This is a genomic window from Arthrobacter sp. SLBN-53, from assembly GCF_006715585.1.
In the GTDB taxonomy this organism is placed as follows: Bacteria; Actinomycetota; Actinomycetes; order Mycobacteriales; family Mycobacteriaceae; genus Mycobacterium; species Mycobacterium neoaurum_A.
Genome location: NZ_VFNN01000001.1, coordinates 554,711 through 570,829, shown reverse-complemented (window position 1 = coordinate 570,829; position 16,119 = coordinate 554,711). Strand labels below are relative to the sequence as shown.

The 16,119-nt window shown below is 66.5% G+C and carries 18 protein-coding genes; 14 read left to right on the top strand and 4 right to left on the bottom strand.

Annotated elements, in window-relative coordinates; genetic code table 11:
• The first annotated feature begins 4 nt into the window (after window positions 1-4).
• Genes FBY28_RS02800 through FBY28_RS02770 form a run of 7 tightly spaced genes read left to right on the top strand, consistent with a single transcriptional unit; the run spans window position 5 to window position 5,937 of the window.
• Window positions 5-778, top strand: a complete 774-nt coding sequence (locus FBY28_RS02800; RefSeq protein WP_042509753.1) for a helix-turn-helix domain-containing protein — start codon at window positions 5-7, stop codon at window positions 776-778.
• Window positions 779-825: 47 nt separating this feature from the next.
• A complete protein-coding gene (locus FBY28_RS02795) occupies window positions 826-1,794 on the top strand; it encodes a sterol desaturase family protein (RefSeq protein WP_030133921.1) in 969 nt (322 codons plus the stop codon).
• 23 nt (window positions 1,795-1,817) lie between these two features.
• Window positions 1,818-2,219 carry an ArsR/SmtB family transcription factor gene (locus FBY28_RS02790; RefSeq protein ID WP_036469507.1) on the top strand — a complete coding sequence of 134 codons (402 nt, stop codon included), beginning with the start codon at window positions 1,818-1,820 and terminating at the stop codon, window positions 2,217-2,219.
• Complete coding sequence (locus tag FBY28_RS02785) at window positions 2,219-4,186, top strand: heavy metal translocating P-type ATPase (RefSeq protein ID WP_030133923.1); 1,968 nt, start codon at window positions 2,219-2,221, stop codon at window positions 4,184-4,186. Before FBY28_RS02790 ends, FBY28_RS02785 begins: the two co-directional genes overlap by 1 nt.
• The gene (gene lspA, locus FBY28_RS02780; RefSeq protein WP_030133924.1) at window positions 4,183-4,689 is read left to right on the top strand and encodes a signal peptidase II; all 507 of its coding nucleotides are present in this window, start codon (window positions 4,183-4,185) and stop codon (window positions 4,687-4,689) included. Before FBY28_RS02785 ends, lspA begins: the two co-directional genes overlap by 4 nt.
• A complete protein-coding gene (locus FBY28_RS02775; RefSeq protein WP_141864114.1) occupies window positions 4,686-5,285 on the top strand; it encodes a cadmium resistance transporter in 600 nt (199 codons plus the stop codon). The genes lspA and FBY28_RS02775 overlap by 4 nt, the downstream gene beginning before the upstream one ends.
• Before the next feature lie 58 nt (window positions 5,286-5,343).
• Window positions 5,344-5,937, top strand: a complete 594-nt coding sequence (locus FBY28_RS02770) for a TlpA family protein disulfide reductase (RefSeq protein WP_141864112.1) — start codon at window positions 5,344-5,346, stop codon at window positions 5,935-5,937.
• Between the two features lie 47 nt (window positions 5,938-5,984).
• Here FBY28_RS02770 and FBY28_RS02765 read toward each other — a convergent pair whose 3' ends face one another.
• Window positions 5,985-6,329 carry a DUF3703 domain-containing protein gene (locus tag FBY28_RS02765; RefSeq protein WP_030133927.1) on the bottom strand — a complete coding sequence of 115 codons (345 nt, stop codon included), beginning with the start codon at window positions 6,327-6,329 and terminating at the stop codon, window positions 5,985-5,987.
• Window positions 6,330-6,466: 137 nt separating this feature from the next.
• The gene (locus tag FBY28_RS02760; protein WP_030133928.1) at window positions 6,467-6,850 is read right to left on the bottom strand and encodes an ArsR/SmtB family transcription factor; all 384 of its coding nucleotides are present in this window, start codon (window positions 6,848-6,850) and stop codon (window positions 6,467-6,469) included.
• A 24-nt stretch (window positions 6,851-6,874) separates the two neighbouring features.
• Between FBY28_RS02760 and FBY28_RS02755 the strand changes: the two genes are divergently transcribed.
• Window positions 6,875-7,561 carry a DsbA family protein gene (locus FBY28_RS02755; protein ID WP_042509751.1) on the top strand — a complete coding sequence of 229 codons (687 nt, stop codon included), beginning with the start codon at window positions 6,875-6,877 and terminating at the stop codon, window positions 7,559-7,561.
• A gap of 69 nt (window positions 7,562-7,630) precedes the next feature.
• On the opposite strand, the gene FBY28_RS02750 is transcribed toward FBY28_RS02755, so the two are convergent.
• Complete coding sequence (locus FBY28_RS02750; RefSeq protein ID WP_030133930.1) at window positions 7,631-7,942, bottom strand: hypothetical protein; 312 nt, start codon at window positions 7,940-7,942, stop codon at window positions 7,631-7,633.
• A gap of 686 nt (window positions 7,943-8,628) precedes the next feature.
• The gene (locus FBY28_RS02745) at window positions 8,629-9,435 is read right to left on the bottom strand and encodes an alpha/beta fold hydrolase (protein WP_141864110.1); all 807 of its coding nucleotides are present in this window, start codon (window positions 9,433-9,435) and stop codon (window positions 8,629-8,631) included.
• A gap of 155 nt (window positions 9,436-9,590) precedes the next feature.
• Between FBY28_RS02745 and FBY28_RS02740 the strand changes: the two genes are divergently transcribed.
• The 6 genes from FBY28_RS02740 to FBY28_RS02715 all read left to right on the top strand — a co-directional run bounded on the left by FBY28_RS02740 (window position 9,591) and on the right by FBY28_RS02715 (window position 16,002).
• Complete coding sequence (locus FBY28_RS02740) at window positions 9,591-9,803, top strand: heavy-metal-associated domain-containing protein (RefSeq protein ID WP_030133932.1); 213 nt, start codon at window positions 9,591-9,593, stop codon at window positions 9,801-9,803.
• Entirely contained in the window at window positions 9,800-10,771 is a 972-nt protein-coding gene (locus tag FBY28_RS02735) for a DUF8832 domain-containing protein (protein WP_141864108.1), read from the top strand. Before FBY28_RS02740 ends, FBY28_RS02735 begins: the two co-directional genes overlap by 4 nt.
• A 41-nt stretch (window positions 10,772-10,812) precedes the next feature.
• Entirely contained in the window at window positions 10,813-13,080 is a 2,268-nt protein-coding gene (locus tag FBY28_RS02730) for a heavy metal translocating P-type ATPase (RefSeq protein WP_141864106.1), read from the top strand.
• A gap of 24 nt (window positions 13,081-13,104) precedes the next feature.
• Entirely contained in the window at window positions 13,105-13,380 is a 276-nt protein-coding gene (locus FBY28_RS02725) for a YHS domain-containing protein (RefSeq protein WP_141864105.1), read from the top strand.
• A gap of 71 nt (window positions 13,381-13,451) precedes the next feature.
• On the top strand, window positions 13,452-13,781 hold the full coding sequence (locus tag FBY28_RS02720; RefSeq protein WP_141864103.1) for a metal-sensitive transcriptional regulator: 330 nt from the start codon (window positions 13,452-13,454) through the stop codon (window positions 13,779-13,781).
• A 97-nt stretch (window positions 13,782-13,878) separates the two neighbouring features.
• Window positions 13,879-16,002 (top strand): heavy metal translocating P-type ATPase, encoded by a 2,124-nt coding sequence (locus FBY28_RS02715; RefSeq protein ID WP_141864101.1) that lies wholly within the window; start codon window positions 13,879-13,881, stop codon window positions 16,000-16,002.
• The last annotated feature ends 117 nt before the right edge of the window (window positions 16,003-16,119 follow it).

Below are 16,119 nucleotides of genomic sequence, written 5' to 3'. Positions count from 1 at the left end.
TTCGATGGCGATGAATAGGTCCGGCCTTGATCTCGGCGTGGAGCCGCGCTGGGGCGGTGCGGCACTGCTGCGTCCGGGGGTGTTGGCGTTCACCGGGTCCATCGGCACCACCGATGCCCACGCCCATCACGCCGTGCAGATCATCACCGCGACAACGGCGTTCACGGTGCTTGACGAGCACGGCGCGCGGCACCGCGGCACGAAGGTGGTCGTGCCCGCCGATGCCCCCCATCGAGTCGAGGTCGGAGCGCCGGAGGGCACGGTGGTGTTCCTGGAGCCGGAGTCCGCGCCGGGACGGTCTGCGCAGCTGCGTGCGGTCCACTCTGGGTGGACTGTTGCCCCGGTGCTGACGTTCACCCGTCGGCGAGCGCTGGCCACGGTGGTCGACGAGCTGATCGCGCACCTGGCGCCCGTCCTTGCCGTAGACGACAGGGCGCACCATCCCGCCATCGTTGACGCGTTGCGGCTGTTGCCTGACCTTGTGGCGGCGGGCCCGGTCAGCGGTACAGAATTAGCTGCACGGGTCGGGATTTCGCCGAGTCGGCTGACGCATTTGTTCACTGAGCAGGTCGGGATTCCGTTACGCCGTTACGTGTTGTGGTCGCGGCTGCGGATCGCGATCACCCGCGTGCAGTCCGGGGACGACCTCACTGGGGCGGCGCACGGTGCGGGTTTCGCCGATAGCGCGCACCTTTCTCGCACGACCCGCGAGATGTTCGGCTTGGCGCCCTCGGTGTTGAGCCGGCACGTGTCCTGGGATCTCGACAGCACCGGTTAGCCGAATCGTTCAAGCCCCGCCGTGGCGGCGGCCGCGACGATCAAGGCATGAGTACGACTTCCATGACATCGATGGCCACCAGCGCGGTTCAGGTGGTGGCCCGGTACGGCTATGTGCCGTTCATGCTGATCGGCCTCAACGGCGCGGGTATCGCCGTGGCCGCGGCCGGGGCACCGAAGTACTGGTTGATGGTCATTCTGGTCGTCGCGATCGCGACGGCGTTTCTGGTCGAACGGGTCATCCCGTATGACCCCGAGTGGAACCACGACCGTGCCGATAGCACCCGCGACCGCATCCACGTCGCGGTCAACGAAACCCTCATCCTGGGCAGCGTGGCCGCCATCCCGCTGCTCGCCGCGATCGTGCCCGCGCCCCAGTTGTGGCCGTACAGTTGGCCGTTCGTCGCACAGGTGCTAGCCGCGATCCTGGTCGCGGATTTCGGCATCACCGTCGTACACCTGGCCAGCCACAAGATCGGCGTGCTGTGGCGATTCCACGCGGTGCACCACAGCATCACCCGCTTCTACGGCCTCAACGGCCTGATGAAACACCCCCTACACCAAACCGCCGAGATGGCCGCCGGCGTGGCCCCCCTGATCCTGATCGGCCTGCCCGTCAACGTGGCCTCCGTGTTGGCGCTGGCCGTGGCAATCCAGCTGCTGTTGCAGCACTCCAACGCCGACTACCGCATCGGTCCCGCCAAGTACGTCCTAGCCCTCAACGAAGGCCACCGCTTTCACCACCTCAAGTGGGCCGGCATCGGTGACGTCAACTTCGGACTGTTCACCCTGGTGTGGGATCACCTGCTGCGCACCTACTCCTACGACCCCGCCCGACGATTCGACTCCACCCAACTCGGCATGGCCGCCAAACCCGACTACCCCAGCGGCTACCTGCGCCAGATGATCTACCCGTTCACCCGCGACGGCGGATGCACCCTCACACCCACCGCCACCGCGGCGACGAACGGCACCGAGACGTCGACGCCCGACCCCAGCGAAAAGTATCGCTGCTAACCGGTCATAATCGTCATATGGCGATGAATAAATCGGATGCGTGCCTCGGCGGCAGCGCCCCAGGAAACTCCTCGAATCTGGATGCGGCGGTGGCGCTATTTCACAGCCTCTCCGATTCGGCTCGGTTGGCGATCGTGCGCCGCCTCGCTGACGGGGAGGCCCGCGTGGCCGACCTGATCGGAGAGCTGGGGTTGGCCCAGTCCACCGTGTCGGCGCATGTGGCGTGCCTGCGGGACTGCGGGCTGGTCACCGGCCGCCCCGAGGGCCGGCAGGTGTTCTACTCGCTGACCCGCCCCGAACTGCTCGACCTGCTCGCCTCCGCCGAAACACTGCTCGCCGCCACCGGCAACGCCGTCGCACTGTGCCCCACCTACGGCACCCGCTCCCGCACCGACGCGACGACCAGCACGAAGGAGACTCGCTGATGAGCGACGCCTGCGGCTGCGGCAACGACGAACCCCGCGGCGCCGACGAGGAGGAGCGTGAGCCCGAGCGGCTGTGGCAGATCAAGGAACTGCAGTTCGCCGCCATTTCGGGGGTGTTCCTGCTGGCAGCGGTGATCGCCGGGTTCCTCGACGTCGCCGAGCCGGTCGTGCGCACGCTGGAAGCGGTGGCGCTGCTGGCCGGCGCCTATACCTTCGTGCCGTCCACCCTCACACGGCTGGCCAAGGGCAAGATCGGCGTGGGCACGCTGATGACCATCGCCGCCGTGGGCGCGGTGATCCTCGGCGAGGTGGGTGAGGCCGCCATGCTGGCCTTCCTGTTCTCCATCAGCGAGGGACTGGAGGAGTACTCGCTGGCGCGCACTCGCCGCGGACTGCGCGCACTGTTGTCGCTGGTGCCCGACGAAGCGACAGTGCTGCGTGACGGTAGCGAAAAGACCGTGGCGACAGCCGATGTGCGGATCGGCGACCGGATGCTGGTCAAGCCCGGTGAGCGCGTCGCCACCGACGGCATCATCCGCGACGGCCGCACCGCGCTGGATGTCTCGGCCATCACCGGTGAGTCGGTCCCCGTGGAGGCTGGGCCCGGTGATGAGGTGTTCGCGGGGTCGATCAACGGCACCGGGGTGCTGGAGGTGGAGGTCACCACCACCGCCGAGGACAACTCGCTGGCCCGCATCGTGCGCATCGTGGAGGCCGAACAGTCCCGCAAGGGCGCCTCCCAACGCCTGGCTGACCGCATCGCCAAACCCCTGGTTCCCGGGGTGATGATCGTCGCGGCGCTGATCGCGGTGATCGGCAGCCTGCTCGGGGACTCGGCCACCTGGATCGAACGTGCCCTGGTGGTGCTGGTCGCCGCCTCGCCGTGCGCCCTGGCGATCTCGGTGCCCGTCACCGTGGTGGCCGCCATCGGCGCCGCCAGCAAGCTCGGTGCGCTGGTCAAGGGCGGCGCCGCGCTGGAAGGGCTGGGCAAGATCCGCGGTGTCGCGTTGGACAAGACCGGGACGCTCACCGCGAACCGGCCCGCAGTCATCGACGTGGCCACCACCCACGGCGCCACCCGCGAGCAGGTGCTGGATCTGGCTGCGGCTCTGGAAGCGCGCAGCGAGCACCCGCTGGCCGCGGCGATCCTCGCCGCCGTCGAGGACGTCATCCCTGCCACCGACGTGGAGGCCGTCACCGGCGCCGGGCTCACCGGACGCCGCGATGGGCACACGCTTCGTCTGGGCCGCCCCGGCTGGCTCGACCCTGGCCCGCTCGCCGAGGAGGTCGCGTGCATGCAGCAGGCGGGGGCCACCGCCGTCCTCGTCGAACACGACAGCCAGGTCATCGGTGCCATCGCCGTGCGCGACGAGCTGCGCCCCGAGGCCGCCGAGGTGGTCGCCCGGCTGCGCCGCGACGGCTACCACGTCGCCATGCTCACCGGCGACAACCAGGCCACCGCAGCGGCTTTGGCCCGCGACGTCGGGATCGACGCCGTGCACGCCGAGCTGCGCCCCGAAGACAAAGCGCGACTGATCGAAGAGCTGCGGGCCCAGCGCCCCACGGCGATGGTCGGCGACGGCGTCAACGACGCTCCCGCGCTGGCCACCGCCGACGTCGGTATCGCGATGGGCGCGATGGGCACCGACGTGGCCATCGAAACCGCGGACGTGGCGTTGATGGGCGAAGACCTGCGCCACCTGCCCCAGACGTTCACCCACGCGCGCCGGGCGCGGCGGATCATGCTGCAAAACGTCGGCCTATCCCTGGGCCTGATCATCGCGTTGGTGCCGCTGGCACTGTTCGGGGTGCTCGGGCTGGCCGCCGTGGTGCTGGTCCACGAACTCGCCGAGATCGTGGTCATCGCCAACGGTGTGCGGGCTGGGCGCACCAAGCCACTGGCCGCTGCGCCGGTCGATCCGGCCGCCAGCGACACCCGCGCGGCGCCGGTGGGCGCGCCGTCGTGACCGCTGGCCACACCGGCGCCGAGGCCAGGGTAATTCGGGGCCGGATCACCCTGGCCGCCACGGCGGTCATCGCCGCCGGACTTGATCTGGGACTGAAGACGTGGGCCGCCCGGGCGCTGAACGATGGCAGCTCAACAGATCTCGGTCTGCTGCACCTGCGGCTGGCGTTCAACCCCGGGGTGGCATTCAGTCTCGGCGACACCCTGCCCCCAGCGGTCCTGCTCGGCGTCACCGGCGTGATCGTGGTCGCACTCGCGGTGTTCGCGGTCCGCGTCACTCGCACCGCCGCGCTGCCCGTCGTGCTGGCGCTGGCCGCGATGCTGGGTGGCGCGGTGGCCAACCTGATCGATCGCGCCGCTGACGGACTGGTCACCGACTACCAGCACACGGGCTGGTTTCCGACCTTCAACCTCGCTGACGTCTTCGTCGTCGGCGGCGGAGCCGTCCTCGCTGTGGCGAGCTGGCGCACCAGCGACACCGCAGCCACGGGGGCCGGCGCATGATCCTGTCGTCAGTTCTGCCCGCGATCGGCCTGTTCATCGTCACCAACATCGACGACATCATCGTGCTGTCGCTGTTCTTCGCCCGCGGCGCGGGGCAACGCGGAACAACGGCCCGGATCACCGCAGGCCAGTACCTAGGGTTTGCGGGGATTCTGGGCGCGGCGGTGCTGGTGACGTTGGGTGCCGGGGCGTTCCTTCCCCCGGAGATCATTCCGTACTTCGGGCTCATACCCCTGGCCCTGGGACTGTGGGCGGCATGGGAAGCCTGGCGTGGAAACGACGATGACGACGACGATGGAAGAGTCGCGGGTAAGAACGTCGGCATCTGGACCGTCGCGGCAGTCACCTTTGCCAATGGCGGGGACAACATCGGCGTCTACGTCCCGGTCTTCCTCAGCGTGGGACCCGCGGCCGTGGTGGCCTACTGCGTCGTCTTCCTCGTGCTCGTCGCGGTCCTCGTCGTCGCCGCCAAATTCGTCGCCACCCGCCGGCCGATCGCCGAGGTCCTCGAACGCTGGGAACACGTGCTGTTCCCGATCGTCTTGATCGCCCTCGGCATCTTCATCCTGGTCAGCGGCCTGGTCTTCTCAGAGTGAGGCAGGCCCCGCCCGCGCGCCACATCAACGCCAGAACGCTTGTGGTGAAGGAGGTTTCATGCGTAGCATCAGGCAAATAGTGGCCGTTGCGGCAGCCCTTGTCATCGCGGCAGCCCAGGTCACCGGCTGCACCACTGGTGAGGATGCCGTCGCCCAAGGCGGTACGTTCGACTTCGTTTCCCCCGGCGGCCAGACCGCGATCTTCTACGACCCACCTTCGAGTCGGGTGACGATCGGCGACCTGAACGGCCCCGACTTGTTCACCGACGAAACGATCTGGCTGTCGGATTTCACCGGGAAGGTGGTCCTGATCAACGTGTGGGGCTCGTGGTGTGCGCCCTGCCGCACCGAAACTCCGGAACTGGAGACGGTCTACGCCGAATACCGCGACCGCGGTGTGCAGTTCCTGGGTATCGACGTACGCGACAACAGAGATACTGCACGCGATTCCGTCACTGACCGCAACGTGCAATATCCCTCCATTTTCGACCCCGCAATGCGCAGCCTCATCACCCTGGGACGCACCTATCCGACCAGCGTGGTCCCCACCACGATGGTCCTCGACCGCCAACGGGTCGCCGCGGTGTACCTCATGGCACTACTAGCCGAAGACCTACGGCCTCTACTCGATCGGCTGACCACCGAGCGATGACTCCTCACTGGACAGCAGCTTTGAGTGCGAGATCGCCGTGGCGGTGTTCACCTGCTGGTTAAGACTGCGGCGAGGTCGTCGGGGACGGGCATCGGTGTCATCAGCCCCGCCGTGACACGGCCGGTGTTGCCGACGGGATACCGACCGGTCATCGACCCAGGGGCAGCGACCATGAGGCGCAGCACCTGCCCGAGCGCTTCGCGGCGGTCGTGCTGGCGCACGGCCAACACCAGCATGGCGGCGTGGTTGCAGGTGTGCAGCCATGGATCTGGCTGCGACACGATGTGAGCCCTCTCCAGATGTCGCCATCGCACCAGCGAATCCTCGGCTTTCATGGCGGCGTCCATTTCGCTGCGATACACCAGGCGGGCCTGCGCACTGATCCTTGGCATCACACTCGCTCCTGTCGTACGGTCGGCAGTGCGGTCACGACCGCAAGACGGCCACCGCCACCAGCGGCATTCGTTACTTGTCAACACTTTCAGGACCCGCCCTGAACTCGGCATCGGATTACGGGCTGCAGCACGCATCAGCCACGATTCGGACTCTCTCCAGCAACCGCGGCCACACCGGACAACACCGCGGCCGTCAACTGGCGCCCACGCTCGGTCAGCCGATACATCACCAACTTCCCCTGGCGCCGCGAGGACACCAACGACGCATTCTTGAGCTGACGCAGATGGTGTGACACCAAACCCTGAGACAACCCCACCACCCAGGCCATGTCGCAGACGCACAATTCCTCGCCAGTGGCCAACGCGGCCGCTATGGACAGCCGGGTGCCGTCCGCCAGGCCACGCGCGGCTGCGGCTGCGGCCTGCACGGTGGCGTTGTCGGGCACCGCGGCCCGGATGGACTCTGCATGCGGGAGGTCCAAACACAGCAGGTCGCAGGTGTCCACCGGCTCGGCCATATCGATATACTAAAGTACGTTGATATGAAGATGAAAGGCCCCGGCTCGATCCTGGCCAGTACCCGCGTGCTCCTCACGCTCTTGGTCATCGCGGTCGCGACCGTGGGGACCGTCGTGTTTCTCTCCGTGCGCGATACCGGCTCAGCTCCCGACATCGCAGTCGACGACGGGTCAGCCGGGCAGACGGTCCGGGAAAACAGCCACCGGCTCAACTCGGTTCCCGACAGCGAGGTCTACTTCGTCGAGTTTCTCGACTTCGAATGCGAAGGCTGCCGGGCACTCTATCCCGCCATCGAGCAGCTCCGCGCCGAGTACGGCGACCGGGTGAACTTCGTGCTGCGCTACTTTCCGCTGCGCTCGCACTTCAACGCCGAACGCGCCGCACGCGCGGTGGAAGCCGCCGCCCAACAAGGTCAACTCGAAGCCATGTACCGCAAAATGTATGAGACACAAGCAGAGTGGGGCGAGCAACAAGTTCCCGCCGACGACGTCTTCCGGGGCTTTGCCCAACAGCTGGGCTTGGAGATGGAGGCCTTCGACGCCACCTACAACGACCCCGCAACCCTGCAACGCATCCAACTCGACATCGCCGACGGCACCGCACTCGGTGTACAGGGAACACCCACCTTCTTCATCAACAACGAGCGGATCCAGCCGCGCAGCTACGACGACCTGACTACGGCACTCGACCAAGCTCTGGAGCGCGGATAAGGCGCCCTTGTCTCGTTAGAACCAACGCGGCGATCCGTTTGCTGTCTCACATTAGTGCCCACGCATCGGTTAGCTGCGCGACTGTCGGCGCCGCAACGCTTCGTTCAGCTGGGTGACCGTTGGCAACCCCATCAGTCCGGTATCGGTCTGATACACCCGGCACGCCAACTCCGTCACCGGTACCGCATCGTCAAAAGCGTCTGTGCCGTCGATGAGGATGGTGGGAGAGCCCGCGAACGGCAAGGCGGCTGCCTCTTCGTCCGTAGTGACCCGCCGATACGTGATCTCGACGTCGGCCAATCCGGCTGCTGCCGCGCCCACACGAGCACCGGCTTCCTGCCAATTCGGGCACCCGTCGAAATAGACAATTTCCACTCTCATATGCCGATTGTGCGCGTAAAGAGCCGGCAAGCGCTTCACCTTCAAGTACGGACGTCTCCGCACGATCTCCCCTGCTGTCTCGTTTTTAAAGAAATGAGACCGCCCTGGGCTGCCCACGTTGCCGGCCGCATAGCGCCAAGTCGCGATGTCTCATTTCTTGTCCCACACGGCGTGTCTCAGATCCTCGATGGCGGTAAGCAGTGAGAAGTCATTGCAGGACGGCGATCCTCGGCTACGTCCGAGTTTGCGCCACTGGCCAGGTGCTCGACGCGCAAGTAACGTTGCCGCGACTGCCGGCGTTGATCTGTACCGCTGACGGGGCCTGCGAAGATAGGGCTGGCAATAAGCGCGTAGGCGCCGAATGGCAGAGGTTGGCGACAAACGTCTGACATGTCGCACATTGTGCGGGGATACCCCCGAGGGGTACTTTGCGGTTGTATCCACGGCGGGTACCTCGTCGACTGGGAGGCCTATCGTTCATGACGGCACAAGAGAAACTCCGGCGGCTCACCCAGAGTTCAACCATACGGTCGATCGCCAAGTGCGTGGCCCTGTGCACGTTTAGCCAAATCGCCGGCGGGCGCCGCCCTATCAAGGCCGATACGGGGAAATCCTGCTGCAGCTAAGGGCCTGCGGACCGCGGCCACCTCGGTGTCCCTGACGGGCTGCGCCGCTATTTGATGGCCTTAAATGTCCCGGTCCGACGTGGCGAGGAATTGTTCGATTGCCGGGCCGAAGGCGCGCGCCAGGTCTTCAGCGTTGGCGAGCAGGTCGGACATCGCGACCTCGGCAAGCTCTCCGTGCGGAAGGGCGTCGGCGAGGGTGCGCGCGAGTTGCGTAGGGTGGCGTGAGTAGTCGCCGGCGATGATGAGCGTCGGCGTGTTGATGCGCCGGAGTTCCTCGACAGTCGCGAAAGCGCGGTCATGACCGATTGTCGCTGCGACAGCGGCACTTTGAGCGTCAGCGCGCGGAATGGCCTCGGTGACGAGGTTGGCAATGAGCGGCTGAAGATGAGGGACAAACAGCTCCCAGGCGGCCTGTAAACCGCGGGAGCGGGCGCGGTTGGCGAAACGGTCCATCAGCTCTGTGTCGGCAGCCTTGTCCTCGTCGTCCTCGATAGCTTCAGCACTGATGATGACTGCGGACCGGGCGACATGGCGGTGTTCCAGACATGTCCGCAAGGCAATCGTGCCGCCGAGGCCGGCGCCGACAAAGTGGGCGGACGTGGCGTCGAGCGCGTGCATGATCTCAATGGCGTCGGTGACGTACTGATCCCAGCGGTGCAACGTCGGGTCGGGGCATCGCGATGCTCCATATCCTCGAATATCCGGCAGCGCAACGCGATACCGGCCAGCAAGTCTATTGGCAAGCGGCCGCATGCTGTAGTGGTCGGGCCCACCGCCGTGCAGCATGACGATCAGCTCGCCGCGGCCGACGACCTCGCCCATGAGCGGCCAGCCGTCATCCCCGGCGTGCAACGTTCGCACCCCCATCGGTTCTCTCCCTTCGTCGCGGATTCCTCGACCGGCGTCGACGCGGCATCGCCAAGGGTCCGAGGAACCCGCCCTTGCAACATACCCTCTAGGGGTATAGGTTGGTGTACGCATACCGGGTAGGGGTATCACGCGTTGAAGATGGGAGTTCGGTCATGAGCACGATCACGTACGCCGTCACGGGAATGACCTGCGGGCACTGTGAGCTGTCGGTGCGAGAAGAAGTCAGCGAGGTCGCCGGGGTTCAAGACGTCGAGGTGAGCGCTTCGACGGGCACTCTGATCGTGACTTCCAGCGGTCCCGTCGATGACGCCCAGATCCTGCATGCGGTCGACGAGGCCGGTTATTCGGCGGTGCGTGTCGCATGAACGCTGCGGGACGGTTGGCCGCTTTCGGTGCGGGACTGGCGGTGGCGTTCACGGCTGCGTACGTCACCGCCGCGGCGGTCGACCCCGACACCGCGGTGACGGCCACTCAGCACGTTGGCGCTGAGCCCGCGGTTGATCACAGCGCGCCGATCGAGCAGGCGTTGCCGGTATCTCCTTTGTCCGCTGATCCGCCGGGGTTGTCGCTCGCCCAAGACGGATACGCGCTCAGCGCGGTGCGGGCACCCGGCGCACCCAACGATCGTGGCAGTTTGAGCTTCACCATTGCTGATCCCAGCGGTGCGCCGCTTCTGGACTACGCGACGGTGCACGACAAGCAGCTGCATCTCATCGTCGTCCGTTCTGATGGTGAGCATTTCGCGCACGTACACCCGGTCCTAGATCAGGCAACCGGCATATGGTCGACGCCCTGGGTCTGGAAGTCCGCCGGGACCTACCGGGTGTTCGCGGACTTTCAACCTGCCCAGGCTGGCAGTACCAAACTCACGCTCACCCGCACAGTCGACGTGGCTGGCGAGTTCTCCCCGTCGATGCCGGTGGCCGCACGCATGGTGGACGAAATTGCCGGGTACACCGTGGAACTCGACGGTGCGCTTACCGCGGGCGTCTCGACACAGGTCACAGCGAAGGTCTCCCGTGACGGCGAGCCGGTGAGCACATTGCAGCCCTACCTGGGGGCATACGGTCACCTCGTCGCGCTGCGTGAGGGCGACCTGGCGTACCTGCACGTGCACCCTGAGGGCGCTGAGCCCCAGGGGGACCGCACCGGTGGGCCTGCGGTGTCGTTCGCCGCGACCGCACCCACCGCCGGTCGCTACCTGCTCTACCTCGACTTCAAGGTCGACGACACCGTGCACACCGCCACCTTCGTCGTCGACGCCGCACGCGGCGACACCAATCAGCCCTCACCAGAATCGCCTGGCGACACCGGCCATGCCGGCGGGCACTGACGACCTCCGTCCGCCTAGAAACTGAAAGACAGAGGCAACACATGACGACATCGACACCCGTGTCCGGCCCGAGCATTGAATTACGCATCGGAGGAATGACCTGCGCCTCATGCGCCAACCGCATCGAACGCAAGCTCAACAAGATCGACGGCGTCGCGGCCACGGTCAACTACGCGACCGAGAAGGCCACCGTCACGGTGCCCGACGGATACGATCCCGCGCAGCTGCTCGCCGAGGTGGAAAACGCCGGCTACAGCGCCGCGCTACCCACACCGGAGAAGCCCGCCCCGCCCGGAGAGACAGGCGAGACCGACGACCCCGAAAGGGTGTCCCTGCGCCACCGGCTGACCGGTTCGGTGCTGCTATCGGTGCCGGTCATCGCGATGGCGATGATCCCCACGCTGCAGTTCACCTACTGGCAGTGGGCCTCGCTGGTGCTGGCTGCGCCGGTGATCGTCTGGGCGGCGTGGCCGTTTCACCGCGCAGCCTGGGCCAACCTGCGCCACGCCACGGCAACGATGGACACGCTCATCTCCCTGGGCACCTTGTCGGCCTTCCTATGGTCGCTATACGCGCTGTTCTTCGGGACCGCCGGCACCCCAGGAATGAAGCATCCCTTCGAACTGACACTCGCACCGTCTCACGGCGCCGCCAACATCTACCTCGAAGTCGCCGCTGGCGTAACAACATTCATCCTTGCCGGGCGCTACTTCGAGAAACGGTCCAAACGGCAAGCCGGCGCGGCGTTGCGCGCCCTCCTGGAGATGGGCGCTAAGAAGGTGTCCGTTCTGCGCGACGGCGCGGAAACGAAGATCGCCGTCGAGGACCTGATGGTGGGCGACGAGTTCGTCGTGCGCCCGGGAGAGAAGATCGCCACCGACGGGGTGGTGGCGACGGGGACATCAGCGGTCGATGCCTCGATGCTGACCGGCGAATCGGTCCCCGTGGAGGTCGGCCCAGGGGACACCGTGGTCGGTGCAACCGTCAACGCCGGCGGGCGGCTGGTGGTGCGCGCCACCCGCGTCGGTTCTGACACCCAGCTGGCGCAGATGGCCCAACTGGTGGAGAACGCACAAACCGGCAAAGCCCAGGTCCAGCGTCTGGCCGACCGCATCTCCGGCGTCTTCGTGCCGATCGTCCTCGCGATCGCGGTGATCACACTCGGCGCATGGCTGGGCGCGGGCTTCCCAGTCGCGGCCGCCTTCACGGCCGCGGTGGCGGTCCTGGTAATCGCCTGCCCCTGCGCGCTCGGTTTGGCTACGCCGACGGCACTTCTGGTGGGCACCGGTCGCGGCGCGCAAATGGGCGTGTTGATCAAGGGCCCGGAGGTGCTGGAGTCCACCCGCAAGGTCGACACCGTGGTGCTGGACAAGACCGGCACCGTCACCACCGGCAAGATGACCCTGGTCGACGTCGTTACCGTCCAGGGAACCGAACGCGTGGACCTGCTCCGGCTGGCCGGCGCATTGGAGAACGCCTCAGAGCACCCGATCGCCCAAGCCATCGCCACCGCCGCCGCCGAAGAACTCGGGACGCTACCCACCCCCGAGGATTTCGCCAACGTCGAAGGCAAGGGTGTGCAGGGCGTCGTCGACGGCCACGCCGTCGTCGTGGGGCGCGAATCACTGCTCGCCGACTGGTCCCAACACCTGAGCCCAGAGTTGGTGCAGGCAAAAAGCTCGGCCGAAGCGCAGGGCAAGACGGTGGTCGCCGTCGGCTGGGACGGTCAGGCTCGCGGAGTACTCGTCGTCGCAGACACCGTGAAACCGACGAGCGCTCAGGCGATCTCACAGATGCGGGAACTCGGTCTGACGCCTGTGCTGCTCACCGGGGACAACGAAGCCGTCGCCCGCCAGATCGCCGCCGAGGTCGGCATCGACACCGTGATCGCCGAGGTCATGCCCAAAGACAAAGTCGACGTCATCGCCCGGCTGCAAGCCGAGGGCAAAACGGTGGCGATGGTCGGCGATGGCGTCAACGATGCGCCCGCCCTCGCCCAAGCCGACCTCGGCCTGGCCATGGGTACTGGAACCGATGTCGCGATCGAAGCCTCCGACATCACCCTGGTACGCGGCGACCTGCGCAGCGCCGTCGACGCGATCCGGCTATCCCGCAAAACATTATCGACGATCAAGACGAACCTGTTCTGGGCGTTCGCCTACAACGTCGCCGCCATACCGGTAGCAGCACTGGGCATGCTCAACCCCATGCTCGCCGGCGCGGCCATGGCATTCTCCAGCATCTTCGTCGTAGGCAACAGCCTCCGACTGCGCGGCTTCACATCCACATCCTCGGCCCCCACTCACTAACCCTTACCGCATCAAGGAGAACCCATGTCCGACAAAAAGAACCTGACGTCGAGCTGCTGCTGCAGCGGCTCAACACCAGACCTCGACACGACGATCATCAATCCTGCGGCCACGAACCTCCTCGACCCCGCAACGGACCGGGCAACATGCCCGGTGATGCCCGGCACGCCAGTGGACAAGACGGCCGCCGAAGCCGCGGGCCTGTTCCGCGACTACCGCGGCCGACGGTACTGGTTGTGCTGTAAAGGATGTGGACCGCGGTTCGATCGTGACCCCGACAAGTACGCCAGCGCGGCGTGACTGACATCTCACACACCGGCCGCCGAGAGCCCGGCGGCGGTGCCCACGCTCACCGGAACGAAGGATCTGCCATGACGCACGTCGATGACGCTGATGACTGCCCGGCATCGGGTTCGGTGCACCACGGCTACATCACCGACAAAGACAAGTACCTCAAACGCTTGAAACGCATTGAGGGCCAAGCCCGCGGCATCAGCCGGATGATCGAGGAGGAACGCTATTGCATCGACATCCTCACCCAGGCTGACGCGTTGACCAAAGCCCTGCAGAGCGTCGCGCTGGCCCTGCTCGACGACCATCTACGACACTGCGTTCGAGACGCCGCTGCCGCCGGGGGGCCAGCCGCCGACGCCAAACTCACCGAAGCATCCGAAGCCATCGCCCGACTCGTGCGGTCATGACCCGCACCGGCGGTGCAGCGACGCGGCCGCCTGGGATCGTCGCCGCTGCACACCCTGGCGCGAACAGACACGTGAGACTCCTCAAGGAGAGCGCAACATGACCAGCCACGACGAGCACGCGTTACCGGCATCGCACAACGGCGTTCACGCCAACCACGACGATCACGGCGAGCACCCTGCTCACGACACCAACGTCCGCCACGACCACCATGGCGACCACGGGGGTCACGCCGGCCACGGCGCCGATCATGTTGCCGTGTTCCGGAAGCTGTTCTGGATCAACTTGATCATCGCCATCCCAGTCATCGCGTTCTCGACCATGTTCGCCATGCTGCTCGGCTACGCAGTGCCCGACGTCCCCGGCGGCCGCTGGATCGCACCACTGCTGGGCACGGTCATGTACGTCGTTGGCGGTCGCCCCTTCCTCACCGGCGCCGTCAGCGAAATCCGTTCCCGCAAACCGGGAATGATGCTGCTCATCGGTCTGGCCATCACCGTCGCATTCTTCGCCTCCTGGGGCGCGAGCCTGGGTGTGCTCCACCACGAACTGGAGTTCTGGTGGGAACTGGCGCTGCTGATCGTCATCATGCTGCTCGGCCACTGGGTCGAGATGCGCTCCCTGGCGCAGACCACCTCCGCACTGGATTCCCTGGCCGCCCTGCTTCCCGACGAGGCCGAGAAGGTCGACGGCGAGCGCATCGTCACCGTCTCACCCGCCGACCTGCGGGTGGGGGATCTGGTGGTTGTGCGACCCGGTGGCAGCGTCCCCGCCGACGGCAAGATCGTCGACGGACGCGCGGACATGGACGAGTCGATGGTGACCGGTGAATCGCGGCCGGTGGCCCGCGGCGTCGGAGATGCGGTGACGGCCGGAACCGTGGCCACCGATTCCGGGTTGCGGGTCGAAATTACCGCCACCGGCGATGACACCGCCCTGGCGGGAATCCAGCGCCTGGTCACCGAAGCGCAGAACTCGTCCTCGCGAGCCCAGCGCCTCGCCGACCGAGCGGCGGGCTGGCTGTTCTGGTTCGCCTTGGGGACGGCCGCCATCACCGCCGTGGCGTGGTCGATTGTCGGAGACCCTGATGCCTCCGTTGTCCGGGCGATCACCGTGCTCGTCATCGCTTGCCCGCATGCGTTGGGATTGGCGATACCACTGGTGGTGTCGATCGCGACCGAGCGCGCCGCGCGGGGCGGCGTTCTGATCAAGGATCGCCTCGCCCTCGAAGGCATGCGCACCGTTAACGCCGTGCTCTTCGACAAAACGGGCACCCTGACCAAGGGTGAACCGACCGTGACCGCGATCGAGGCCAGCGGCGACCTCGACGACAACACCGTGCTCGCCTTGGCCGCTGCCGCCGAGGCCGACAGTGAACACCCCCTCGCGCGGGCAATCGTGAAAGCCGCCGAGGAGCGCGCACTCACTGTGCCGCGCGCCAGTGGCTTCTCATCTTCCCCGGCGGTGGGTGTGACCGCGACGGTGGAGGGCCACGAGATCCGGGTGGGCGGCCCGCGCCTGCTCGACGAGATCGGCGGACAGGAAGTTCACGCGGCGACCTCGTGGCGCGACGAGGGCGCGATCATCCTGCACGTCGTCCGCGACGGCACTGTGCTCGGCGGCCTCCGCCTGGCCGATGAGATTCGCCCCGAGTCCCGCGAAGCGGTCGATGCCTTGCACAAGCTCGGCGTCGAGGTGGTCATGATTACCGGTGACGCCGAAGCGGTCGCGCAGGCGGTAGGTCACGAACTTGGCATAGATCGGGTGTTCGCCGGAGTACGCCCGGAAGACAAGGCGTCGAAAGTTGCTGCGCTGCAACAGGAGGGCAAGAAGGTCGCCATGGTGGGCGATGGTGTCAACGATGCCCCCGCGTTGGCGCAAGCCGACGTTGGCATCGCGATCGGCGCCGGCACCGACGTGGCCATCGCCTCTGCCGGCGTGATACTGGCCAGTTCGGACCCGCGCTCGGTGTTGTCGGTGATCGAACTGTCGCGTGCCAGCTACCGAAAGATGAAGCAGAACCTGTGGTGGGGGGCGGGCTACAACCTCATCGCAGTGCCCTTGGCTGCCGGTGTGCTCGCACCGATCGGGTTTGTGCTGCCGATGTCAGTCGGCGCGATCTTGATGTCGTTGTCGACGATCGTCGTGGCGCTTAACGCGCAACTGTTGCGCCGCCTCGACCTGAGCCCTGCGGCCAGCACACGCGCAGTCCTGGATCGCTGACACGGCAGGCGGCGCGTTGGCACGCGCGGCCTATCCGGTCCACGGCACTTTCGAGGATCGGTCGGCGGCGGCAGCGACGAGGACATCTGCCTACCGGGCCACATCAGCGCCGAGATC

What these genes read in the sequence shown, in the direction of transcription:
- FBY28_RS02800 (WP_042509753.1), top strand. Translation starts at nt 5, where the DNA reads ATGGCGATGAATAGGTCCGGCCTTGATCTCGGCGTGGAGCCGCGCTGG.
- FBY28_RS02795 (WP_030133921.1), top strand. Translation starts at nt 826, where the DNA reads ATGAGTACGACTTCCATGACATCGATGGCCACCAGCGCGGTTCAGGTG.
- FBY28_RS02790 (WP_036469507.1), top strand. Translation starts at nt 1,818, where the DNA reads ATGAATAAATCGGATGCGTGCCTCGGCGGCAGCGCCCCAGGAAACTCC.
- FBY28_RS02785 (WP_030133923.1), top strand. Translation starts at nt 2,219, where the DNA reads ATGAGCGACGCCTGCGGCTGCGGCAACGACGAACCCCGCGGCGCCGAC.
- FBY28_RS02775 (WP_141864114.1), top strand. Translation starts at nt 4,686, where the DNA reads ATGATCCTGTCGTCAGTTCTGCCCGCGATCGGCCTGTTCATCGTCACC.
- FBY28_RS02770 (WP_141864112.1), top strand. Translation starts at nt 5,344, where the DNA reads ATGCGTAGCATCAGGCAAATAGTGGCCGTTGCGGCAGCCCTTGTCATC.
- FBY28_RS02765 (WP_030133927.1), bottom strand. Translation starts at nt 6,329, where the DNA reads ATGCCAAGGATCAGTGCGCAGGCCCGCCTGGTGTATCGCAGCGAAATG.
- FBY28_RS02760 (WP_030133928.1), bottom strand. Translation starts at nt 6,850, where the DNA reads ATGGCCGAGCCGGTGGACACCTGCGACCTGCTGTGTTTGGACCTCCCG.
- FBY28_RS02755 (WP_042509751.1), top strand. Translation starts at nt 6,875, where the DNA reads ATGAAGATGAAAGGCCCCGGCTCGATCCTGGCCAGTACCCGCGTGCTC.
- FBY28_RS02750 (WP_030133930.1), bottom strand. Translation starts at nt 7,942, where the DNA reads ATGAGAGTGGAAATTGTCTATTTCGACGGGTGCCCGAATTGGCAGGAA.
- FBY28_RS02745 (WP_141864110.1), bottom strand. Translation starts at nt 9,435, where the DNA reads ATGGGGGTGCGAACGTTGCACGCCGGGGATGACGGCTGGCCGCTCATG.
- FBY28_RS02740 (WP_030133932.1), top strand. Translation starts at nt 9,591, where the DNA reads ATGAGCACGATCACGTACGCCGTCACGGGAATGACCTGCGGGCACTGT.
- FBY28_RS02735 (WP_141864108.1), top strand. Translation starts at nt 9,800, where the DNA reads ATGAACGCTGCGGGACGGTTGGCCGCTTTCGGTGCGGGACTGGCGGTG.
- FBY28_RS02730 (WP_141864106.1), top strand. Translation starts at nt 10,813, where the DNA reads ATGACGACATCGACACCCGTGTCCGGCCCGAGCATTGAATTACGCATC.
- FBY28_RS02725 (WP_141864105.1), top strand. Translation starts at nt 13,105, where the DNA reads ATGTCCGACAAAAAGAACCTGACGTCGAGCTGCTGCTGCAGCGGCTCA.
- FBY28_RS02720 (WP_141864103.1), top strand. Translation starts at nt 13,452, where the DNA reads ATGACGCACGTCGATGACGCTGATGACTGCCCGGCATCGGGTTCGGTG.
- FBY28_RS02715 (WP_141864101.1), top strand. Translation starts at nt 13,879, where the DNA reads ATGACCAGCCACGACGAGCACGCGTTACCGGCATCGCACAACGGCGTT.